This window comes from Prevotella sp. C0209C1, from assembly GCF_056583855.1.
Genome location: NZ_JBWPJP010000007.1, coordinates 63,036 through 87,074, shown reverse-complemented (window position 1 = coordinate 87,074; position 24,039 = coordinate 63,036). Strand labels below are relative to the sequence as shown.

Annotated in this window: 22 protein-coding genes; 6 read left to right on the top strand and 16 right to left on the bottom strand. The window is 34.5% G+C overall.

From position 1 onward, the window contains the following. Positions 1–101: 101 nt before the first annotated feature. Both trxA and dnaE read right to left on the bottom strand, forming a co-directional pair. A complete protein-coding gene (gene trxA / locus AC1DCD_RS03310; RefSeq protein ID WP_008449269.1) occupies positions 102–416 on the bottom strand; it encodes a thioredoxin in 315 nt (104 codons plus the stop codon). An 86-nt stretch (positions 417–502) separates the two neighbouring features. Then, complete coding sequence (dnaE, locus tag AC1DCD_RS03305) at positions 503–4,228, bottom strand: DNA polymerase III subunit alpha (RefSeq protein WP_464640335.1); 3,726 nt, start codon at positions 4,226–4,228, stop codon at positions 503–505. A 127-nt stretch (positions 4,229–4,355) separates the two neighbouring features. On the opposite strand from dnaE, the gene AC1DCD_RS03300 reads away from it, so the two are divergent. Genes AC1DCD_RS03300 through AC1DCD_RS03290 form a run of 3 tightly spaced genes read left to right on the top strand, consistent with a single transcriptional unit; the run spans position 4,356 to position 6,057 of the window. Beyond that, on the top strand, positions 4,356–5,063 hold the full coding sequence (locus AC1DCD_RS03300; protein WP_036854356.1) for a phosphatidylserine decarboxylase family protein: 708 nt from the start codon (positions 4,356–4,358) through the stop codon (positions 5,061–5,063). A 1-nt stretch (position 5,064) separates the two neighbouring features. Further along, positions 5,065–5,775 (top strand): CDP-diacylglycerol--serine O-phosphatidyltransferase, encoded by a 711-nt coding sequence (gene pssA / locus AC1DCD_RS03295; RefSeq protein ID WP_036854361.1) that lies wholly within the window; start codon positions 5,065–5,067, stop codon positions 5,773–5,775. 12 nt (positions 5,776–5,787) lie between these two features. Then, positions 5,788–6,057, top strand: a complete 270-nt coding sequence (locus AC1DCD_RS03290) for a hypothetical protein (protein WP_008449333.1) — start codon at positions 5,788–5,790, stop codon at positions 6,055–6,057. Between the two features lie 224 nt (positions 6,058–6,281). On the opposite strand, the gene AC1DCD_RS03285 is transcribed toward AC1DCD_RS03290, so the two are convergent. The 12 genes from AC1DCD_RS03285 to AC1DCD_RS03230 all read right to left on the bottom strand — a co-directional run bounded on the left by AC1DCD_RS03285 (position 6,282) and on the right by AC1DCD_RS03230 (position 16,990). Then, positions 6,282–6,773 (bottom strand): hypothetical protein, encoded by a 492-nt coding sequence (locus tag AC1DCD_RS03285; protein WP_464640338.1) that lies wholly within the window; start codon positions 6,771–6,773, stop codon positions 6,282–6,284. Positions 6,774–7,020: 247 nt separating this feature from the next. Then, complete coding sequence (locus AC1DCD_RS03280; RefSeq protein WP_464640340.1) at positions 7,021–8,364, bottom strand: nucleobase:cation symporter-2 family protein; 1,344 nt, start codon at positions 8,362–8,364, stop codon at positions 7,021–7,023. A gap of 108 nt (positions 8,365–8,472) precedes the next feature. Then, on the bottom strand, positions 8,473–9,042 hold the full coding sequence (gene xpt / locus AC1DCD_RS03275; protein ID WP_060932555.1) for a xanthine phosphoribosyltransferase: 570 nt from the start codon (positions 9,040–9,042) through the stop codon (positions 8,473–8,475). Positions 9,043–9,516: 474 nt separating this feature from the next. Then, the gene (gene ruvC / locus AC1DCD_RS03270) at positions 9,517–10,098 is read right to left on the bottom strand and encodes a crossover junction endodeoxyribonuclease RuvC (RefSeq protein ID WP_008449241.1); all 582 of its coding nucleotides are present in this window, start codon (positions 10,096–10,098) and stop codon (positions 9,517–9,519) included. Positions 10,099–10,103: 5 nt separating this feature from the next. Continuing rightward, complete coding sequence (locus AC1DCD_RS03265) at positions 10,104–10,748, bottom strand: MBL fold metallo-hydrolase (protein ID WP_008449266.1); 645 nt, start codon at positions 10,746–10,748, stop codon at positions 10,104–10,106. 53 nt (positions 10,749–10,801) lie between these two features. Continuing rightward, positions 10,802–11,428, bottom strand: a complete 627-nt coding sequence (gene rsmG, locus AC1DCD_RS03260) for a 16S rRNA (guanine(527)-N(7))-methyltransferase RsmG (protein WP_308532480.1) — start codon at positions 11,426–11,428, stop codon at positions 10,802–10,804. Between the two features lie 9 nt (positions 11,429–11,437). Continuing rightward, complete coding sequence (locus tag AC1DCD_RS03255; protein WP_464653001.1) at positions 11,438–12,106, bottom strand: DUF3298 domain-containing protein; 669 nt, start codon at positions 12,104–12,106, stop codon at positions 11,438–11,440. A gap of 326 nt (positions 12,107–12,432) precedes the next feature. After that, on the bottom strand, positions 12,433–13,317 hold the full coding sequence (locus tag AC1DCD_RS03250) for an energy transducer TonB (RefSeq protein ID WP_008449365.1): 885 nt from the start codon (positions 13,315–13,317) through the stop codon (positions 12,433–12,435). Positions 13,318–13,353: 36 nt separating this feature from the next. Next, the gene (locus AC1DCD_RS03245; RefSeq protein ID WP_060932558.1) at positions 13,354–14,043 is read right to left on the bottom strand and encodes an ExbD/TolR family protein; all 690 of its coding nucleotides are present in this window, start codon (positions 14,041–14,043) and stop codon (positions 13,354–13,356) included. A gap of 1 nt (position 14,044) precedes the next feature. Next, entirely contained in the window at positions 14,045–14,698 is a 654-nt protein-coding gene (locus AC1DCD_RS03240) for an ExbD/TolR family protein (RefSeq protein ID WP_019035579.1), read from the bottom strand. Positions 14,699–14,728: 30 nt separating this feature from the next. Then, entirely contained in the window at positions 14,729–15,568 is an 840-nt protein-coding gene (locus AC1DCD_RS03235; protein ID WP_008449304.1) for a MotA/TolQ/ExbB proton channel family protein, read from the bottom strand. A 225-nt stretch (positions 15,569–15,793) separates the two neighbouring features. After that, positions 15,794–16,990, bottom strand: coding sequence for a pyridoxal phosphate-dependent aminotransferase (locus AC1DCD_RS03230; protein ID WP_353586220.1), 1,197 nt, complete (start codon positions 16,988–16,990; stop codon positions 15,794–15,796). 442 nt (positions 16,991–17,432) lie between these two features. Between AC1DCD_RS03230 and AC1DCD_RS03225 the strand changes: the two genes are divergently transcribed. From AC1DCD_RS03225 to AC1DCD_RS03215, 3 genes are all read left to right on the top strand, one after another. Then, positions 17,433–18,395 carry a PstS family phosphate ABC transporter substrate-binding protein gene (locus tag AC1DCD_RS03225; protein ID WP_019035582.1) on the top strand — a complete coding sequence of 321 codons (963 nt, stop codon included), beginning with the start codon at positions 17,433–17,435 and terminating at the stop codon, positions 18,393–18,395. A 73-nt stretch (positions 18,396–18,468) separates the two neighbouring features. After that, a complete protein-coding gene (locus AC1DCD_RS03220; protein WP_019035583.1) occupies positions 18,469–19,881 on the top strand; it encodes a tetratricopeptide repeat protein in 1,413 nt (470 codons plus the stop codon). Positions 19,882–20,147: 266 nt separating this feature from the next. Then, positions 20,148–20,423 (top strand): hypothetical protein, encoded by a 276-nt coding sequence (locus AC1DCD_RS03215; RefSeq protein ID WP_019035584.1) that lies wholly within the window; start codon positions 20,148–20,150, stop codon positions 20,421–20,423. Between the two features lie 132 nt (positions 20,424–20,555). On the opposite strand, the gene AC1DCD_RS03210 is transcribed toward AC1DCD_RS03215, so the two are convergent. Continuing rightward, complete coding sequence (locus tag AC1DCD_RS03210; protein ID WP_019035585.1) at positions 20,556–21,365, bottom strand: GSCFA domain-containing protein; 810 nt, start codon at positions 21,363–21,365, stop codon at positions 20,556–20,558. A 51-nt stretch (positions 21,366–21,416) separates the two neighbouring features. Further along, positions 21,417–23,939, bottom strand: coding sequence for a YfhO family protein (locus AC1DCD_RS03205; protein WP_019035586.1), 2,523 nt, complete (start codon positions 23,937–23,939; stop codon positions 21,417–21,419). Between the last annotated feature and the right edge of the window lie 100 nt (positions 23,940–24,039).

Genomic DNA, 24,039 nt, shown 5'->3' with positions numbered 1-24,039 from the left:
TACGGTGGTGTGAGAGGTCGGTGAACACGAAAGTAGGAAATAAACACCTATGATTAGGGTTTACCTCCTACTCGATTATTAAAAGAACTGAAAAAGAAATGTTATAATAAAGCCTTAAACTTTTCGTCAAGAACAGCTTTTGAGGCTGCTCCTACAAACTTATCAACGAGTTCTCCTCCCTTAAAAAACAATATAGTAGGTATATTACGTACGCCATACTCTATAGCTACATCATCATTTTCCTCTACATCACACTTGCCTACAACTATCTTTCCATCGTAGTCTTCAGCCAATTCTGAAATAATAGGAGCTACCATTTTGCAAGGACCACACCATGTTGCCCATAAGTCTACTACTAAAGGCAAGTTGCCTTTCTTATAACTTTCAAAGTTTTCTGATGTAATTTTTACTTCCATCTTTTTTTTATTTAATTGTTAATAATACTTTTCTCATCTTATGATAATATTTTATTAAATACTACATCATAAAAGCAAGAACTTGTCTAATTAATTTTATATTCTATATCATCATAGCTATCGAGTACAGATATTAGCTTACGATCAAGATTAACTACAGTGTCTTTACTATGAAGGAGCAAACTTTCGTTATTAGGATTGCGCAATTTAAAATAAAGCTGTGTGTTCCCTTTATGTTTTGCAAATACTGAAGATAGCTCATTTATCATATTTTCATCTAATGTAGACGCGTCTACGCTTATGGTTAAACGTTCTAAACGATTATTCTTAACATCGTATAGCTGCTGTACGTTCTGCACATTAAGTGAGTAAAGCTTTGTGTTATATCTATAGCGTTGCTGGCATTTTGCAGTGATATATACAGTGTAGCTTTCTTTAAGGAATCCGCTCCAGCGTATCCAGTCGTCCCCAAAGAGAGCTATTTCGGCAGTACCTTCAAAATCTTCTATCGAGATAAAAGCATAAGGCTTATTAGTTTTTTGAGAAAAAGACTCTTTCACTTTAGTAACTATTCCTCCGAAAGTAATCTCTTCAGTCTTTGCCAATTCTGCCATATCGGCATTACGATGTATTTGAGAACAGTGAGTATTACATAAGTGATTAAGCACCACAGCAAATTCGTCTAACGGATGAGCAGAAAGATATATACCCACTAACTCACGCTCTTTATTAAGTTTTTCTATAGTAGCCCACTTTTCTGTTACAGGAATGGCTGGTCGGGTAACGGGAACACTATCAAAGCCTCCAAACAAGGAGTTGGCAGCTTCAGCCTTCGCCGTTTGGAAAAGCTGTCCATAACGTAGCAAGGTATCAAGAAAGACCTCTCCTTTAGCATTCACACCAAAATACTCTTCACGGCATTTGATAGGTCCTAAGTTGTCAAATCCTCCACTATAAGCTAAACTTTCTATAACCTTCCTATTTATGCTACATAAATCTACTCTCTCTATAAAGTTGAAGATATCTTTATAAGGACCATTTTTTTCTCTTTCTTTTACAATGTTTTCAGCAGCCCCTGTTCCTATACCTTTGATAGCCGATAACCCAAAGCGTATTTCTCCATGTTTGTTTACTCCAAATCCTATCTGGCTTTCATTTACATCAGGCCCAAGAGTTTCTATCTTTAAAGCCTTACACTCTTCCATCAGCTTTGTTATTTCAGTAATCTGACTAAAACGTCTTGTCATTAATGCTGCCATATATTCAGCAGGATAGTGTGCCTTAAGATAGGCTGTTTGATATGCTACCCATGAGTAACAAGTAGCATGCGACTTGTTAAAAGCATAGCTTGCAAACTTCTCCCAGTCGCTCCATATCTTTTCAAGAATCTTCGGATCATGTCCATTCTCCTGCCCTTGTTTAATAAACTTAGGCTTCATGGCGTCAACAATGTTTTTCTTTTTCTTACCCATAGCCTTACGTAAGGCATCACTTTCGCCACGGGTAAAGTTAGCAAGCTGACGTGAAAGTAACATTACCTGCTCTTGATAAACAGTAATACCGTATGTGTCTTTAAGATATTTCTCCATACAAGGTATATCATACTGTACAAGGGAAGGGTCGTTTTTACGCTTAATAAAGTCTGGTATATAATCCATCGGGCCCGGTCGATATAACGCATTCATAGCAATAAGATCCTCAAAGACTGTAGGGTGGAGCTCTCTAAGATATTTCTGCATGCCAGCCGATTCAAACTGAAAAGTACCTACGGTCTGTCCTTTTTGATAAAGCTGATACGTCAGAGCATCATCTATAGGTATCTTCTCTATGTCTATGACTTTCCCTGTAGTTTGCCTAATTACTTTACAAGCCTCTTTGAGTTCGGATAAAGTCTTTAGACCTAAAAAGTCCATCTTTATCAATCCTGTAGTTTCTATAACATGCCCGTCATATTGTGTTACTGGCACTTTCTTGTCGGGGAAGTCAGGATCTGTAGCCGTAGATACTGGTACCCAGTCGTCTATAGGATTGCGGCAAATAATAAAGCCACAAGCATGTATACCTGTACCGCGTATAGTGCCTTCCAGCATTTTAGCATATTTTATAGTATTGCGTTCACGTTCGTTCTCGCTCACCATAGCCTCTTGTAACATTGGAGTGCATGAAATGGCATTCTTCAAGTTCATCTTCATTCCGTTGGGAAGACGATCAGGAATGGCTTTACATAAAGCATTTGAACGCTCAAGAGGTAATTTTTCTACACGTGCTACATCTTTAATAGAATTTTTTGTAGCCATTGTAGAATAAGTAATGATATGGGCACACTTCTCATGACCATACTTATCCATTACCCATTGCAAGACTTTACCACGCCCATCATCGTCGAAGTCGGTATCAATATCAGGAAGATTGACACGGTCAGGATTTAGGAAACGCTCAAAAAGGAGGTCATATTTCAAAGGATCTATCTTGGTAATACCTAAACAATAAGCTACAACAGAGCCGGCAGCAGACCCACGTCCTGGCCCTACCATTACGCCAAGCTCATTTTCAGCAGCATTTATAAAATCTTGCACTATAAGGAAATATCCGGGGAAGCCCATGGTCTTCATGACATGAAGCTCAAAACGAATGCGGCTATTTACCTCTTCTGGTAAAGGATCACCATATAATCTGCATGCACCATCATACGCCAATTTTGCTAAATAGTCGGCTTCAAACTTGATACGATATATTTTTTCATAGCCTCCTAAACGGTCTATTACCTTGTTAGCCTCTTGCTCAGGTAACTGATTTTCACCATTTTCATCAGATGTAAACTCATGGAAAAGATCTTCTTTACTAAACTTTTCTCTCCATTGAGCCTCTGTCCCAAAGTCTTCAGGAATAGGGAAGAAGGGCATTATAGGACCATGATTAATATCATAAATTTCTATTTTGTTTAATATTTCTATGGTGTTTGATAATGCTTCTGGCACATCACTAAAGATCTGATTCATTTCCTCCCGCGTTTTAAACCATTCTTGTTTAGAATAGCGCATACGCTTAGGGTCGTCTAAATCATCATTGGTGGAAAGACAAAGCAAATGGTCGTGTGCTTCAGCTGTTTCCTTATCCTCAAAATGGCAATCATTAGTACAAACGAGCTTAATATTGTAGTCTTTAGCAAACTGCATTAATACCCTGTTCACTTGTTGTTGCAGAGGGAAAGCCTCACGATTAGCTATCAAATTAGGATCTGTTACTTCGTGGCGTTGAAGCTCAAGGTAAAAATCGTCTCCAAATAGTTTCTTATACCATAAGCACGCTTCACGTGCTCCCTCAAGGTCTCCTTTTCTTATTTTAGAGGGTATTTCGCCAGCCAGACAAGCAGAACAAATAATAAGGTCTTCATGATATTTTTCTAATTGTTCTTTATCTGTCCTCGGACGATAATAATAGCCATCAACCCAAGATTTAGATACTAATTTTATTAGATTTTTATATCCATTATAGTTTTTTGCTAACACTATAAGATGATAACCAGAGTTGTCATGCATCTCTTTCACCTTATCAGTCAACTTACGACGAGCTACATACATCTCACAGCCAAAGATGGGCTTAAAGGGTTCTTCACCTTTAGCTTTACGTTCCTTATTCTTTATCGCGCAATAATCTGCAAACTCTTTAATACCAAACATTACTCCATGATCGGTAATAGCCATTCCTTTCATTCCATCATTTATAGCCTTATCAACAAGGTTACTAACCTTCGACTGGCCATCAAGGATAGAATAGTGTGTGTGAACATGTAAATGTATATAATCTTCCATTAAACTTTCTGTTTTGCGCTTTCAAAGTTACGATGAAAACAGCAGATAGCAAAACTTAATTATTAAATATTTGTTTGAATAATGAAAAAGACTTACCTTTGCAAAGTACAAAATTACGTCTTCATAAATGGGAAAAAGAATAAAGAAACTTAAGAAAATACGAATACATCACGAGGGTACTAACACCTTATTAATTTCAGCTATTGCCCTTATCATAATTGCTTTAATTCTTTGGTTTGCAATTCCGTCCAAAGTTCCATTTGGTATATTTGTAATAGTCTTTGGAATAATATTTGGTATTGTTTTAAACTTTTATCGTTGTCCTATCAGATATTTTGATGCAGAAGATACTCAGGGCATAGTAGTAGCTCCTGCAGATGGTCATATCGTTGTTATAGAAGAAGTGAATGAGGATAAATATTTTCATGAAAAACGAATCATGGTATCTATTTTTATGAGCTTATTTAACGTACATGCTAATTGGTTTCCTGTTGATGGTGTCGTAAAATTTGTAAAACATTTTAATGGTAATTTTTATAAAGCATGGCTGCCAAAAGCGAGTGAAGAAAATGAGCATACAGATGTTATTATAACTACTGCCGATGGGCAGGATATATTATGTCGCCAAATAGCTGGTGCCATGGCTCGTAGGGTAAAAACTTATGCAGTAAAAGGAGAAGAATGTTATATTGATGAGCATCTCGGATTTATCAAGTTAGGTAGTCGTGTAGATTTATTCCTACCTGTTGATGCTGATATATGTGTAAAAATGGGGCAAAGCACAACAGGTGATAAAACGGTTATAGCAAAATTAAAAACAAAGACTAAAGCTTAAAATGAAAAAACATATACCAAACTGTATTACTTGTTGTAACCTAATATCAGGCTGCATAGCTATAGCATTTGCTATTGTTAGTGACTTTCAATATGCTTTTATTTGGATTATTATAGGAGCAGTGTTCGATTTCTTCGATGGTATGGTGGCAAGGCTTTTGCATGTAAGTTCGCCTATAGGTAAAGAGCTCGACTCTCTTGCTGATGTAGTTACCTTTGGTGTGGCTCCCTCTACAATAGTGTTTTCTCAACTTGGTATTATGACATATCCATCTTTTTGTGAGCCCTTAAGAGATTATCTACCTTTCATAGCTTTTATAATGGCAGCATTCTCTGGCTTGAGATTAGCTAAATTTAATCTTGATGAGAGGCAGACTTTAGGTTTTATAGGATTGCCTACTCCTGCTAATGCCTTGTTTTGGGGATCATTAATATTAGGAATAGGGGATAAGCTTGATAGTTATCCGGTGGCTTTATTCTTTATATTAGCAGGGATACTGGTAAGCTCATATCTTTTGGTAGCTGAGATTCCTATGTTTGCTTTAAAATTTAAGCAATGGAAATGGAAAGGAAACGAAATAAAATTCATCTTTTTATTAACTTGCTTACCTTTGTTACTTATTTTTGGTATAACAGCTTTTGCTATAATAATAGCTTGGTATGTTGTTTTATCAGTAATAGTAATGAAAAAAGAAAAATCTAATATCGGCTAAATATTATATATTATGATATCTTTTTTAAAATTAGCTCTGTTACTTTTTATCGTTCTATTCATTGCTTTAGTATGGATTATTTATAGTTTCTATAAGCAAGTGCGTAAAAATGCTCAGCGATTTGGCTTTTTTACCCAACATGCTAATCCCAAACGTGAAGGAGAAGAAACTATAATAGATAAAAGATCTATGGAACAACGTACAAAGAAGGTGATAAAAGACAATGAGGGAGAATATGTTAATTTTACAGAAACTAATAATCCGTCAAATACCTCTTTATAAAAAAAATTATAGAAAAGAAATGATTGGTTATATAAGTTAGCTATAATTACCTATCTATCTATTATATAAACAAACCGTTTTCATACACCAATAAAACAAGATATTTACTCACAAAGCACACACCTACTTACTATTTCTTTAAAGGCTTATATCTTTATGCCAATAATATAAATAGCGCGTATGACGAAAAACGTTTATGTTGTAGACTGTGTGTTATGTAAATCCTAATCTATCTTATTTATTTTTGTAGGCTCTGTTTTCTCAATCTTTGTCGTTGGCTTAGTAGGTACAGACTGTTTAGATGAGGATTCTGCTTTTGAAGGAGTTACTGTGGACGATTGAGGCACCTCAGGTACTGGTCCTATCTCTGGAGCAGGGAGAGGGAGAGGATCTTTGTGGTCAGAGTCCTTCTTCTTATTTTTATTACCTGCTTGTTTCACATTATTATTTATATCCCCATCTGTAGTAGATGACGCATTTGTAGTTTCACTTTTACTCTTTTTCTTTGAGTTACTCCATAAATAATCACCAACTATATCTATGGTATCATGTGAAACTTTATCTTGCAGTTCTGTCTGTGTATCTTCTTCTGTAATATCACTTTTCTTGCCTATATCTACGATGAAGTTATAAGCTATTCCTAAAAATAAAATTATAGCTATAATGCATATTATTCTAAATGGTAGACTTTTCGTAAATTTATTCTTCCTTGTCATAAATTTGTTATAAATATTACTACATCTAATGTGAATTAAACCTTTTCATTTAGTAGTACAAAGATAAGCATTTATATGTAAAGTGGATAATTTATCTTAAAAGAAATGCTATCGTAGATTCAACTACAAACTGACGCTCACTCATCATGATAGACTAAGGCTTAGGATGCTTTTCTTTTAATTTAATATTATCGCAGTCTGTACACCCGTTATAAAAATGAACTTTCACATGAGCAATAATAAAAGACTATTCCTTTATATGAATAAAGGCATTAGCTAAGATGGCTGTTAAACCACCTGTGGTAATACCACTGGAGAAAATATTATGAATAACATCAGGCATTTTGTCAAGAATATTAGGTACAAGCTCCACGCTCAATCCCATAGCAAAGCTAATAGCTATGACAAGAACAGACTTACGGTTGATCTCTGTAGAAGATATAATGCGCACACCTGCAGCAGCTACTGTACCAAACATTAACAAAGTGGCACCTCCCAACACGCAGTCAGGAATTAATGAAAAGGCAACACCTATTACGGGAAATAATCCAAGAATTACTAATGCAGCTGCAATGAAATAACCAATATAACGACTTGCTACACCTGTAAGCTGTATCATTCCGTTGTTTTGTGCAAAGATAGAGTTTGGAAAGCTGTTAAAGATAGCAGCTAACATAGAATTGAAGCCATCTGCTAATATACCTCCTCGTGCACGTTTCATAAAAATATCGCCTTCTACAGGTTGCCCCGAAATAAGCGAATTGGCTGTAATATCTCCAAAAGCCTCTACTGCAGTAACAAGGTAGATAAGACCTATAGCTATGATAGTGCCTAAATCGAAACGTAAACCATACTTAAATGGTACGGGAAGATAAAAAGAAGTAGACTCTGTCAATTTACCAAAATCTATCATGCCCCAAAAATAAGCTACCAAACAGCCTATAATCAAACCAAGTACAATAGACCCCATTCGCAAGAAGCGATTCTTAGAACGATTAAAAAAGATAATACTTACTAATACTAAAAGAGCTATGCTAAGATTTTGAATAGAGCCAAAGGAACCTTTACTCATAGCACCTTGACCTCCTCCGCATGATGTGATACCAGCTTTTATCAAACACAGACCTATTAAAGTAACGACAATACCTGATACTAAAGGAGTAATTATCTTGCGGGTATAAGGTAGTATCCTACTTACGACCATTTCAACTACTGACGAAACAAGGCACGCTCCAAAAATATAACTTAACCCCACTTCTACATTCATCTTTCCACCTACCATACCTAACATTCCTGCTCCTATGATAGGACTAATAAATGAAAAAGAAGTACCCTGAATGCATAGTAACCCTGCTCCTATAGGGCCAATGGTATGACACTGGATAAACGTTGCTATACCTGATACAAATAAAGACATTGATACCATAAAAGCAGTAGTATTTATGTCAAACTGTAAAGCAGAACTAATAATAAGAGGTGGCGTTATGATAGCCACAAAGATTGCTAATAAATGCTGCATAGCAGCAAAGAGAGATTCACGAAATGGAGGACGATCATTAAGTCCATAGATAAGTTCTTTCTTTTCTTCCATAAAATAAAGTAAATTTATTCTTTTATACTTGTCTTATAATATATCTTAATTATAAAAATATATATGTAAAGAGGTGAACTTTAATAAGCCCACCTCTTTATGTTTTAATTATCTCCTCAATTTTATTTTACAGTTTTCAAGCGATTCTATAATAGCTAAACTCTCACAGCGAACTCCTGCTTTTTCTATTATACTTCTGCCATGCTGAAACGCCTTTTCTATAATAAACCCCATGCCCACTAGCTCAGCACCTGCTTGAGCACATAAGTCTATTATTCCTTTTGCAGCATTACCATAAGCGAGGAAATCATCTACAAATAAAACCTTATCTTCTTTTGTAAGATATTCTTTTGATATAACAATGTTATACTCTCTTTGCTTAGTAAACGAAAAAACTTTAGTAATAAGCATATCACTCATAGTAGAAGGTGTTTTCTTCTTAGCAAAAACAACGGGTAGGTCGAGTAAAAATCCCATCATTATAGCTGGTGCAATACCACTTGCTTCTATGGTTATAATCTTGTTGATTTCTGTAGATGCATATCTACGGATAAATTCTACAGCTATTTGTTTCATCAAGTTAGGATCCATTTGATGATTGATAAACTTATCTACCTTAAGAATACCACCTTCAAAACATTTACCCTCTTTTAGAATACGCTCACATAAAACTTTCATTATTACAATTAATTTTCAATACTTAATAAAAAAAGAAATGAAAAGAAAATATTTATTCATTCTCACTCCATAATTAATTGCATGCAAATTTACTAAAAATAACATATATGAAAAGAATAGTTTTGCTTTTTTTATTAAGACAAGAATGAGAATTTTTCTGATAGTCTTATGTCAAGGCTTTAAAAAGGTATTATCTTAAAAATTATATTGCTGTTTGGTAAAAAAAAGATTATCATAAAAAAAACAAAAAAAAGGCTTTGTTGTTTTGCTAAAAAAAAATACTTGTAAGTGAAAATATAACAAATTTTTATAATAGAAGAAGACATATAAAAATGAAAGCGTTTTTTATGATATGGTATAAAATAAAAGAAGCAGTGTCCTTCACAGGTGACCGCTTCAATTTCAAATAGGTATTAGTTTTGTAAGGTAAAAAGATTGTTTTCAGGATAACGCTGCAAAGGTAGGGATAATCTTTTAACCTTGCAAAACTTTTTTCTTGTTTTTTTGTATAAAATCTTTCCATGAGCCATAATGTTTAGCATCAGTTTCAGGGCAATTACTTTGTAAAAAATGACAGTAGGCTGCACCTACAGCGTCAGTGGCATCCATAAAATGGGGCATTTGGTCGTCTCTTAAATGTAATAATTTTTGTAACATATTAGCAACTTGTTCTTTAGAAGCAGCACCGTTGCCAGTAATAGCCATTTTTATCTTCAGTGGAGCATATTCATGTATTGGTATATCATGATGTATAGCAGCAGCAATGGCAACACCTTGGGCACGACCAAGTTTGAGCATAGATTGCACATTTTTACCAAAGAAAGGTGCTTCTATAGCTAACTCATCAGGTAGGTATTCTTCGATAATCCCTGTTACGCGGTCGAAGATTTTTCCTAAGCGTAAATATATATCTTTTTCTTTACGCATATCTATAATACCCATAACAATCAGGTTTGCTTTGTTACCTACAGCGCGGAGTAAACCATATCCCATAACATTAGTGCCAGGGTCTATGCCTAAAATGATTTTTTCTGTTTTTGAAGTAGGAGAAAGCATCTATTTTATCTATCTAAATAAAGATTATGGGCAACCTCGTAACCTATAGTAGAGCTATCACCATGGCCTGGGTATATGATAGTTTCATCAGGTAATTGTGCTAATAAGCGTAACGAACTTACCATTTGAAACATACTGCCTCCAGGAAAATCTGTTCTTCCTATACTCCTTTTGAATAAAGTATCTCCAGTAAAAAGTAAGTGTTCTTTTTCGCAATAGTAACATACTGAGCCATTGGAGTGGCCAGGAGTAGCTATAGTTTTTAAAGAATGTGTCCCAAACTTGATGATGGTATTATTTTTTATACAATAATTGGTTTCGGGCAAATCGTAATTCAATGTTATACCAAAGATTGTTGAAGCAGCATTTTGAGGATTTTCCATCCAAGTGCGATCCCCTTCATGTGCTTCTGGCTTGAGTCCGTATGTTTCAAATATTGTGTTATCACCTAAATGGTGGTCAAGATGTCCATGCGTAGAAAGCAGATGAACAGGTTTTAATTTTTCTTCTTGTATATATTTTATAATCTTATTTCGCTCTTCGCTACGATAAGCACCACAATCAATAATAACACATTCTTTAGTTTCATCGCTTACAACAAAACAATTCTCTGCTAACATATTACATGAAAAACATTCTACTTTGATCATAACATATCTCCCAAAATAAAGTATAATTTATATAGAACTTTTTAAAATAAAATTTAACAAGGTAAATATAGAATATATTTGTCCTTAAACCATTCTTCTTCAAACCATTGAGTAAGCTCTATCTGTTCTATAATTTTTTTAAATGATTTAGTTTCTTCTTTAAGATTTCCTCCTTTTAGTACTATAACACCATTGGGTAAAGCGTTGTGCTGCTCTTTGGAAATATTTTTCCTTACTATTTTTATCAAATTAGGTAATGGCATTACTGCTCGAGATACGATAAAATCAAACTTATCTTTTTCTTCTTCTCCGCGCATGTGCATAGGAAGGATATTTCTTAGTTCTATATCTTTACCTATCTCTGTGGCTACTTTAATCTTCTTACCAGTACCATCTATCATTTTAAAACTTACCTCAGGGAACAAAATAGCTAAAGGTATTCCGGGGAAACCTCCACCAGTGCCAAAGTCGAGAATAGTGGTGCCAGCCTTAAAATGTATCAGCTTTGCTATAGCCATAGAGTGTAACACATGATGTTCATATAAGTTATCTATATCTTTACGAGAAATAATATTTATTTTAGCATTCCAATCTTGATACAGATCGTACAGCAAACTAAACTGTTTTATTTGTTTATCACTGAGATTCTTAAAATATTTTTTTATAATGTCTATTTGCATAATAGTAATTTATTTTTTAATAGCTATTCGTATCCCCTTACTATTAATTTCTCCTGGATTATAGACAAAAATAGTGGAATCGTCAGTAAAAATATAATTGCTTGCAGGATAAATATTTATATTCTCAAAAAAGCCTTTTGCTTGAATATCTTTTAATGTAGGATCATCAATGTTTAGCTTCTTACCAAAAGCATCTATGATAACATTATTCATCTCTTTATTTCCGTATCTATCTTTTAGTGTAAGAAGTTTTCCTGTTTTAGGATTAAAATTGCGAATAATGCAGTATTTTGTTTTAATACCACTGCCATCATCTATCGATATGTTGGATGTTGCCACTATATTGTCACCATCTCCAGAAGATAATGTAACATTTATAGATAGTTTACCTTTTGTTTTTGCATTTTGTTTTTCATGTTGGCGAATAAGTTTAGCCATATAAAAATATTCTTTTATATATTTTTTAGCAAAAATTATCAAGGCATGTTTTGGAGTGATGTGCTCGTTTAAAATGGAAAGATAATCTGGTTGTAACAACCCCATTCTTAGTAAAGAATCGGTAGTAGTAGAATATTTTTCTCCTTTTAAATAAGAAAACTTTACATGAACTTCACAAGTAATATTATCTGAAAGATGTGCTGTTGTGTCTATAACGGCTTTAGTTATTGGAAGCGTCAATACTTTAGCTGATTTGTTTTTTTTATAGCAGCTACATAAAAGAAAGCTCCCTACAACTAAGAACGTACATAATATAAATGATTTCTTTGTCATAATATGAACAAAATTACAAAAAATAGCTGTAACTTTTGCATAAATGCTGAAGTTTACCATATTTTAAAGCCATAAAAGTAGTTGATGAGAAAATGGAAGGTACTTTCCGATAATCTTGTTTGTTTATAATAAAGATAAAGGTTTGTTTGGAAAATAAAAAAGGAGATATGGCTATATTTTACCATATCTCCTCTCTGAATAAGATTTAACTAATTAAAAAGGAAAATTAGTTATTATTGTAATCTGAATGTAATAGGAAGAGTAAACCATACATTGGCAGCCTGACCATTATTCATGCCAGGATTCCACTTAGGCATACTGTTCACAACTCGTAGAGCCTCACGATCAAGGGCAGGGTCTACACCGCGAAGTACCTGTGCTTGACTAACGCTACCATCACGTCCTACAACAAACTTAACAATAACTTTACCTTGAACACCATTTTCTGCAGCCACTGCAGGATAAGTAATATGAGAACTTAACCAGCTGTTAACATCACCTTTAAAAGTAGGCATTTGTTCTGCTACGGTGAAAACTTTAGTAGCTATATCCTCAGCTGGAGCTTCTTGTTTAGCTTCAACCTTAGGTGCTTCTATCTTAGGAACAATTTGGTCTGGAGTTGCTACAGTACTTCTTGCAGCCACTTCGGTACGATCATTTACACCTTCCTTAGATTCACTACCAATAGCTTTTGTCTCCTTGTTCATCTTCACCATAGGAGGCATTTCTTCCTTAACATCTTTATCATCTTTGATGACAGGAGCAGTAAACTTAACTGTTGCACGAGTTTGAGGAACAACCTTTTCTGGCTCAATCTTCTTGGGCTCAGCTTTAGGTTGTTGCTTCTTACGTTCAGCTTGTTCCTTTTTAGCTTGTTCCAGAGCTGCTGCTTCCATTTTTGCTGCATATGCTGCTTGAGCTGCCAAATCGTCATTGTGCTTTTTGATTTGGTAAGCTAAATAGCCTCCTCCAAGGAATGCAGCAATAAGCAATATAGCTAACGCCTTAATATTACGCAGAGATGTTCCCTTACGTAGCTTGTAAGCTCCATACTCTTTGTTTTTGTTGGCGAATACCATTTCGACCCATTTAGGATCGTATAGATCTATTTTTGCCATTGTCTTTCTATTCTTTAATTGTTACTAGTATATTGATTATAATTGAACACCTTTTTTAACAAGAAGAGCCTTGTCTTGGTCATTCAATTTATCAATAACAAATGTTCCAATGTATGAAATCTGCATTTCATCGAGGATATCCACTAAGTGATGATATGAAGCCTTATCTGTTAGTTTAATTACAACAGTTAATGTACCAACCTTAGTGCCATTTATCTGACCACTCTTAATATTAGCTACCTCTGCCTGATATACACTGTCAGGATAAGCTTTAGGATTAGCTTGCTTCTTCTTTTCAAGTTCTTGCATAGCAATGCTAAGATCTTGATAAGGAATTGAAGCATTCTCCCCAGTATCTCCACCACCAATTTGCTTGTGTTGAAGGACATAGCGGATACCTGTAGTGCCTTTAGTCCAATCAGCAGGCTTTAACCAAGATGGATTATCATACTCTGGCTTACCTTCACCGTAAAACATCTTATCACCATCAGCGATATAAATGGTAATAGAGTGAGATTCTTTAGCTTCATTCTTTTTAGCCTCTGGAGTGTTCTTGTCATTACTTGGCATAGTTAGCTCCATGGTAGAAGGCTTGCTTAAAGATGTACATAGCATGAAGAATGTGATAAGCAACATAAGCATATCCACCATCGGAGTAAAATCGACACGTACGGTCATTTTCTTTTGCTTCCCGCCTCCGTTGTTATTAGAAACCATTTCTGCCATATTACTTAACCTCCTCTCTAGCCTGTGCGGCCTTTTTAGCATCCAATTGAGTAATCATGTAGTAATGGCTCTCGTCCATATCTTGAAGTTCGCTCATTACTTTCTTAACAGTACCATAAGGAGTATCTGCATCCGACTTTATAGCTAATCTTACTTTAGGATTAACTTGGCGTGCAGCGTTTACCCATTGTTGAAATTCTGTAAAGTCTTGTCCTTTGATACTATCAAGTGGAATACCCATTTTTGGAAGTTCTGTTGTACGTTTTGCAGCAGGTAGCATTAAGTATTCTGGGAGTTTGTCCAAAGGAGTACCGAATGTTGATTCTGCTACAAAGACTTTTTTCTGTGCAGGGGTCAATGTTGTCATGTTATCTACTATTTGAGCCAGTTGATTAGTGTTATCATAGCTCATGAATACCTGACCATTCCCCGTAGGTGTACCTGCAGCCGTCTTTTCAGGGCTGACGATAATTGTTAAGACACCATTCTCTGGCACTTTTGTTTCTGACACAGACCCTGGGGTGTTTACCTTTACAGGCTCACTCTTTACAAATGTAGATGTAAGCATGAAGAAGGTAAGAAGAAGGGTCATAACGTCAGACATAGGTGTCATGTCTATAAACGTGTCCGACTTCTTAATTTTTACTTTACCCATAGCGATAAATATTTAAAGGGTTAGCAAAAATTAAGCTTCGTCTGTGTGGTTTGCTTCGTATGTCTGAGCAATAGAGTAACCAACCTCATCAAGAGCGTATGTCAACTTGTCTACCTTGTTTGAGAAATAGTTGTAAGAAACTACAGCACACCACGAAGTAGCAATACCAAAAGCAGTGTTGATCAAAGCCTCAGAAATACCAGCAGAAAGAGCAGCAGAGTCTGCACCGCCACCAGAAGCCAAAGCAGAGAACGACTTAATCATACCGGTTACAGTACCTAACAAACCAGTAAGAGTACCAAGTGTAACAAGTGTTGCAACAATAGGTAGATTCATGGTTAATGTAGGCATTTCTAACTGAGTAGCCTCTTCATGAGCTTGCTGGATTTTAGCCACTTTGTTAGCCTTCTTTAAACTTGAATTAGCACCTGTTTCCATGTTTTTGTAAGCATTCAAAGATGCTTTTACAACATTTGCAACAGAACCTCTTTGTTGATCACAAAGCTGGTTAGCTTTTGCTAAATCATTATTGTTTAATGCTGCTTTAATGTTCTGAACGAACTTTGGTAGGGCACCCTTGCCAAAAGCTGTTTTAAGAGCAAGCCAACGCTCTATAGACATTGCAAGAACGGTGAGCAATAATGTGTGGATAACTGGTACCACAACACCACCTTTATAGATAGTACCCCAAACGTCAGCAGGCGTTTCTCTTGTTCCACCATCTTGGAAGTGCATAGGATTAGCAAACCATGTGAAAAACAATACAAATGCTACGACTGCGCAAACGACGATTATCCAAAATGCGCCTCTAACTCCTGTGAAACCCTCAGACTTCTTAGCTGGGGCTGCTTTTTTTTGTGTTGTTGCCATAATTAAATGAACTTTTAATTTTTTAGTTATTAATGAATTTATTTGTTATTATTTATTTGATTTCAAAAGCTTTATTATCACTCTATGACTTTATTGACATTTTTATGATGTTTAACAGCGCAAAGATAACAATTAATACCAAACTATCACGATAATTAGTAACTTTTAACAATCATATTTTATATATGTTTCAATCTAATAAAATTCTTATATTGTAATTTTTTTTTATTTTAATTTTAGTAATGCGCTTTTAATTCGTTTTAATGCTGTTATAATATTCTCTTCACTTGTAGCATAACTAATTCTAAAACAATCTGGTGCGCCAAAGTCATCGCCTCCTACTACTGCGACATGAGCTTCTTCTAAAAGAAACATTGCTAAATCTGTAGCGGTATTAATTTGTTTGTCGTTATATTTTTTACCAAGAAGTTTAGAACATTTTGGGAAGAGGTAAAAAGCTCCTTCTGGTACATTTACTTCGATGTCTGCTATTTCTTTTGCTAAATTTACTATAAGGTCTCTTCTCTTTTTAAATTTACTACATGATGTTTTTACACAGCTTTGATTGCTTTCATAAGCGGCTAATGCAGCCATTTGACTTACACTGCTTGCTCCGGAAGTATATTGGCTTTGTAGCTTGCAAATACCTTTTGCTATCCATTCAGGAGCAGCCACCCAACCTAAGCGCCACCCTGTCATAGCATAAGCTTTACTAACACCATTGCAGATGATAGTGCGGTCTTTCATGTTTTTAAAAGAAGCTATACTTGTATGTGTGTTTTTATAAGTAATGTGTTCGTATATTTCATCTGAAAGTACGTAGAGATTTTCATATTTAAGAATTACCTTTGATAATGCTTCTAATTCATCAGCAGTGTATACACTACCTGTTGGATTGCTTGGCGAACATAGTATAATCAACTTTGTTTTTTCGCTAATAGCCTTTTCTATTTGCGTAGGAGTTATTTTAAAGTTTTGCTCAAAGCTAGCCGATACATATATAGGTTTACCTCCTGCTAATAATACCATTTGAGGGTAACTTACCCAATAGGGTGCAGGTATAATTACCTCATCTCCATGATCAATTAAAGATAGTATGGTATTACAAACAGCCTGCTTACCTCCCGTGCTTACTACCACTTCATTTGTATTGTAGTTAAGATTATTTTCTATTTTTAGTTTATTAACTATGGCTTTACGTAATTCTTGGAAGCCAGCTACTGGTGAATATTTAGAATAGTTCTCATCGATAGCCTTCTTAGCAGCCTCTTTTATGTGGTTAGGGGTCATAAAGTCTGGTTCTCCCACACTCATATTAATAACGTCAATACCTGTAGCTTTCATTTCACTACTCTTTTGCGACATAGCCAAAGTGGCAGAAGGTGATAATCTTTTTAAACGTTTCGACAGTTGTTGTGTCATATAGCAGATATTACATTGTGAATAATAAACGCTGCAAAAATAATACTTTTTATTATAATATGGAACTTTTTAAACTAATATTTAAATAATTCTCCCCCTGATTTGTAATAACACGTATAATATAAACATTTTTGTAGACATTTAAAAAGCATTCGTAATAAGTATAAGTATAATGCGGATAAAATAGTAAAAAAAGTTTTTTCTAACCTTAAAAAGTATATATTTGCGATATTATTATTGTGTAAATATGTCTTTTTTTATATCTTTGCAGTCATAAAAAGTAAAAGGAAGGTATATTACGATGAATTTATATAAGGAGGAATATATAGATATGATAATTAAGAAATTCTATAAAAGTATAAATTAATTATAATAAATTTTGGAATACGGATAATACCTAATAACTTTACGACAGATTTATTACACTAAAAATATTAATGATATGTACAGGGCATCGCATAACGTTTTTTTAAGCATAGCTATTCTTACTACTTTTGTCTTAGTTGCATGTGGTAAGAGGAAAGCAGCAGATGGTAGAACTGATACTCCCATTTCTGGAACTATTAAGTTTGCTTCAGACGAAAGTTTTGCTCCTATTATAGAAGAGGAGCTTCAGACATATCAATATCGCTTCCCTAAAACTCATTTATTGCCTATTTATACAGATGACAATACAGGTATGAGGCTTTTAATAGATCAAAAAGTAAATCTTTTTTTTACGTCGCATAAGTTAGAAAAAGGTGAAGAGGCTTTAATACAAACCAAAGGGCCTATTCCTTCTGTATTTCCAATAGGTTATGATGGTATAGCTTTTATAGTCAATAAAGCTAATAGAGATTCTTTGCTTACTGTTAGCCAAATTAAGCAAATTTTAGGAGGTAAATTTACTCAGTGGCGGCAGGTTAGCAAGCAAAATTTACAAAAAAATATTGAGATAGTGTTCGATTCAAAAGCATCTGCTACGTTACATTTTGTAGCGGACTCTATTTTAGGTGGTCAAAAGAACATGAGTAAAAATATTGTAGCAGCAAAGAACACTTCTTCAGTTATAGAATATGTAAATAAAACTCCGAATGCTATAGGCGTTGTAGGCTCAAATTGGTTATATGATAGGCGTGATACTACAAATACTACTTTTAAGAAAGGTGTTAGGGTTGTAGCAGTGTCTCAAACTACCCAAGCTATGCCTTCAAATAGTTGGCAGCCTTATCAAGCCTATTTATTAAATGGTCGCTATCCTTTTGTGCGTACTATATATGCAATAGTTGCTGACCCTCATAAGGCTTTGCCATGGGCGTTTGCTAATTTTATTACAGGTCCTATAGGTCAGATGATAGTATTAAAGGCAGGTCTATTACCTTATCGAGGCAATATAAATATTCGTAGGGTGGAGGTTAAAAATTAGAAATAATTATTTTGGGAAAAACAAATGTAATTATAGTATAAGGAAGCTATAAATAAAAGAAAGGTTTGAAGTTATGAAGAAAATTAAATATGTATTAGTAGGAGCATTGATGTTGGGAATGTCAACTCCTTTGATGGCTCAGGAGGCTGATTATAAAGCAGCTTTAAAGCCTATTGTATCAGCTTTGGAAGCTGTTCCAAACGATCCTAAAGTAGTAAAAAACCTTGTAAAAGTCTACCAAAAGACATTCAAGAAAGATGAGAAGGCTCTTGTAGCTCTTGGTAATGTTTATCTTGCGCAGCGTAATTATGATGCTGCAACAGCTATTGCTAATAACATTACTACGAACAAGAGGTTTAATGGTAGTTTAGCTTATGTCTTGCTAGGTGATATTGCAGCCTTAAAGGATTCTATAGGTAATGCCGGAGATGCTGCATCACAGTATCAGGCAGCTATTAGCCTTGATCCTCATAATGTTGCAGCTTATGAGCGTTATGCGAAAGTATATCGTCATGTAAACGCTAACACAGCGATAGAAAAATTAGAAGAGCTTCGTAAGGTGGAGCCTAATTATCCGGTAGAGGCTACTGCTGCCGACTTGTTTATTGGCGATGGCAAATATGAAGAAGCATTAAAATGGTATGATAAGGCTAATCGTGCTAATCTTACAGAGAGCAATTTCTATAACTACGGTTTTGCTGCTTTTGTAGATCAAAACTATGATAAAGCCCTTGATGTAGTAAGGACAGGTTTGCAGAAATATCCAAATAGTGAATATCTTAGTCGTGTAGGTATGATGGCTTCTACAAGTAAAGCTCTATATGCAGAAGCTTTAAGCTATGCTAATACGCTTTTTGCAGGTAAGAGTAAAAAGGTGGCTAACGACTATCTTGTATATGCTAAAGCATTAGCAGGTAATAAGCAGTTTGACCAAGCTTTCCAAGCTATAGAAAAAGCTAAAGAGTTAGCTCCTAATAGTATTGCTACTATTAAGGCTCTTGCAGATATATATGTATTACAAGGTGATGAAGATAAAGCTTTAGAAGCACAACAGGAATATTTACAAAAAAATCCAAATGCGAACTCTTCAGATTTCTCATCTCTTGCAGGTACTTATGTACAAAAGGCCGAGAAGTTGACAGGTGAAGAGAAAAAGGCTACACTTACTAAGGCTATGGCAGTATATGAAGATATGCTTACCAAATTCCCTTCTATATCTGATTGGATTTGGTTAAATCAAGCTAATATTGCTAATATTTTAAATGACCCTGATAAAGTAGCAGAGATTTATCAGAAAGTAGCTGCTTTTGAAGAGGCTAAACCAAGTCTTAATGCCGACCAAAAGAGTTATCTTGAGAATGTTTATTATGGTTTAGGTTATTATAATTCTAAGAAAGGTAACGCTGAGGTTGCTAAGGATTACTATAACAAAGTGTTAAAAGTAAATCCTAATAATGAAAATGCTAAGAAAGCATTAGGTATGTAAATTCATACAAGAGAAGCTATTAAAAATACCAAACAGAGATGTTTCTATGAAATTTAAGAAACATCTCTGTTTGAAAAAGTAAGACAATATACCAAAGGGTGGTTAGTCATACCATGAAAGAAAACACAATATACTTAAAACTTTATCATTACAAAAATATTATACTATCCAAAAAAGAACAAAACTTATGAAGTTATATCCAAACAAGATACCTTTTGTACAATTTACTATTTGCTTATTGTCATATCTCTAAAAGATTTCTATTTATGGATAATTTACAAAAAAGTAAATATTTTATCTTTGCCTTTTTTTTATTATTTATAACTTCTTCATGTAAGAAGTTATATAGATATAATAGATTTATTGGTAAAGATACTGCACGAATAAATTGGATTTATCATGAGAATAGAGCAGATGATAATGGAGATGATGGAGATGATGAACTTCTTTTTAAAGTAAAACCTACTAACAACGCAACAAAAAAATATAAAAACCCTAACGAATACGCTCCACAGAGCGATTTAGAAGGACGCGAATGGTAAAACTTTTAAGATAGAAAGGTTATAATATTAAGGGGAATTATAGAGTTATATGTTTTTCTGAAATTGTAATTAAAAGGAGTATAGAGTTATGTTTTTATATACAAAAGGATTAAGAATAAGTTATATATATCTTTAGAAATCTAATTCTAAAGAAGGATATTTCTGTTGTAATTCTTTTGCTTTTGTCTTTAACTTTTCTATAAAATTCAGATAATCCTTTGATGTTGGGTCAAAAGGACGATGTGCTAATCCTTCTTTAATGGGATGCCATGCAGTTAAGAAATCGTTTAGTGATGAGGAGAAACACGATAGTTGTAGACGTTCCCATATATATTCCACAGCTTGCTGACTGGGGTGTAACATGTCAGCTGTATAAAAGCGATAATCGCGTAACTCATCATTTATTATCTCGTAAGCAGGGAAATAGAATACCTGTTTAGGATAGGTATGTACAAATTTATCTGCCGCCAAAAGGAGTATAGCTTTTGAAAGCTGACTTTTGTGATAACCATATTTAGCATAGCGTATAGGACTAACAGTAATAATCACCTTTATGTTTATATTAGTTTCTAATAGTTTTTTGTAAATAGCAACGAGGGTAGTAAAACATTCCTCTATAGATAATTCTTCTTCGGTGAAAAGGCTTTGAGGGCGTTTGGCACAATTGTCTACAATCTTGCCAGTAGCTTTTTCGCGATATACATGGTTAGTACCAAGAGTTATCACTACTTTGTCGAAACTTTTATTTATTCTTTCCACTGTGTGAAGTATCGATACAGGATTATACATAACTCCAAAAGGATTGATTATTGTATGAAACTTTTCCTGTTCGAAGCGTTTACCTATGTTAGTAGCAAAGCAAGAACCTACAAAGAGAATATTTTCTAAAGGCTCAAACTTAAAAGGGGGAGAGGGTAAGGTAACTATTGTGCGAAATTCCATATAACTTTTAATATTAAAAATATTCCAAATACATATCTTTATCTAAAAAAATTACATTTGCTTCTTTTTATTCTTCCATTCTACATAACCAATAAATATTAACGCTAATAAGAGGATAGCAATAGCAATATAAGCAATAGTTTCGGTAATAGCAATGCTCTTAGGGTGAAAATCGAATACTATCTTATGTTTTCCAGAAGGTACTTTAATGGCACGTAGAATATAGTTAGCACGCCCAATTTCCACTTCGCTACCATCAATAGTGGCTTTCCAACCTGGATAATATATCTCTGATAAAACTACAATGCCACCATGTTTTGAATAAACAGAGTACTCTAAATGATTAGGTGCATATTTATCTAAACGGACTTTACCTTGGTCTGCTGTAATATTATCTTTTGTTGCAGCTGTTTTTAGTATGTTTTTAAACTTAACATCTGCAACTGCTTGGTGTCGAAGATCTATCTTCCCAAGAAGGTCATATTCTTTATTAGCATTATCAGCGAATATTATGTCATTGACAAACCAGCCATTACCCATAGCGTATGGATTATTTATAGGCATGGTCTGCCCTCCTTGTAATGGAAATATAAAAAACTTTGCGTTAAGCATGTTTAGCACGGGGAATAGTCTTTTACCATCTACTTTTTGCATATTGCCTCTATACCTTATCACCTCTTTCATAGTATGTTGCATTTCTGGCATTATGTATCCATCTATAATATCTTGGTAGCGGCGTAGCTTAGCTGCATTATAGCCACCTATACTCTTATGAAAGAAAGAGGTTTCATTTTCGTTAAATGTGTTTGAAGCAAAATTAAGAACACGGTCGTCCTTACCAGAATTGCGTAAAATAGCGTCATCGGTGGCTGTTTTTTGTTGCGGTGCATCACGCTCACTTTTAGGGACAAACATATCATCATTAAGATAACGTTTGTCTACCTGCCACATGTCTATAAAACATAATACAGTGATAGCATATATCATAACACTGGCTTTTAGTTTGCCCCATCTAAAAGCATATATTAAAGCTAAGCCTATTATTATTATTATTACCGAACGCCAAGCGTCTGCGCTTACTAAAGCTGATCGCATTGTAGCTATATTCGATAAAATAGATTGTAAAGAGTTATTATCCATACCTTGTATAGAACTTAGCATATTCCTTTCTTGTAAGCTAACAAAAGGCCCCATTAGGTCTGGGAAAATACCAATTATAACAGAAACTCCAAGTGTAAGAGCTATACTAATATAGATAAAACGAGCTTTACTAACTAAGACATCTGGTTTATCGATAATTTCTTTTAGGGTGAAAATAGCAAGTAGAGGGATTGTAAATTCTGCTATAACAAGAATGCTTGACACTGTACGAAATTTAGCATACATAGGGAAATAGTCTATAAACAAATCGGTAAGCCACATATAGTTTTTACCCCATGATAAAAGTATAGAGAGTATTGTTGCTGCTAATAATGCCCATTTAAGAGGTGTGCGTACTATAAATAGACCCATTATAAAAAGTAGCATAACAAACGCACCTACATATACTGGGCCACTTGTGCCGGGTTGTGTCCCAAAATATTGTGGAAAAGAATCGTATAATACTGGGATAGAACTTTGTATAGTAGGGTCGGCTTTAGACATGGCAGTTTTGTTTTGCGATAAAGGTACGGAGGCTCCACCTTTAGCGTTAGGGATAAGAAGAGTCATTGTCTCATCTATGCCATAGCTCCAATGTGTGATATATTCGCGATCTAACCCGGAACTGGCTTGATTATTAGAGGCTTTATTTACAAGCTCGTTTTTACCACGTGTGCTCTCTTTTTGGTATTGCCATGTATGAAAAAGACTTGAAATGTTAATAGCTATCCCAACTCCGGCAGCTATAAGACAAACTATAGACGACTTTACGAATGTCATAATCTGTTTATCTTTTATAGCTTTATAAAGATAAGCCATTACCATAAAGAAGACAATAAACAGGTAATAGTAAGTCATCTGAATATGGTTAGCCTTAATCTCAAATGCTGTAAATATAGCTGTTATAACAAATCCTAAAAGATATTTCCCACGATAGGTTAAAACAATACCTGCTATCATAGGCGGAAGGTAAGCTAAAGCCATTACTTTCCAAAGATGTCCAGCTGCTATTATTATTAAGAAGTAAGAAGAGAATGCCCAAATAATACTACCTAAAGCGGCTAAAGATTTACGTAAATTGAAAGCTCTTAAAAGGATATAAAAGCCTAACATATAAGCAAAAAGAAACCATACGTTATCAGGTAGCCATAAGTGGTAAGCATTCATTACCACAGCAAGCCCATCTGTAGAATGGTAGGACGGTGATATTTGATAGGTTGGCATACCACTGAAGATAGAGTTTGTCCAACGTGTCGTTTCACCTGTAGCTTCTTTATACTTTCCTAACTCTTGCACTGCGCCCATACCAGCTGAAGCGTCGTGTCTGTATAATATTTTTCCTTGTGTTACAGGAATAATGAAATAAGCAAATGAAATAACCGCAAAAGCTACTACGATAATAAGATCGGGTAAAAATTTCTTCCAAGTATTCATATGTTTTTATTTATAGATTCTATCCTTTAAGTAGTGTTCTAACTATTCTAAAACATTGCAAAGATACAAAAATATAGTATGTTACCATGTGTAACTATCA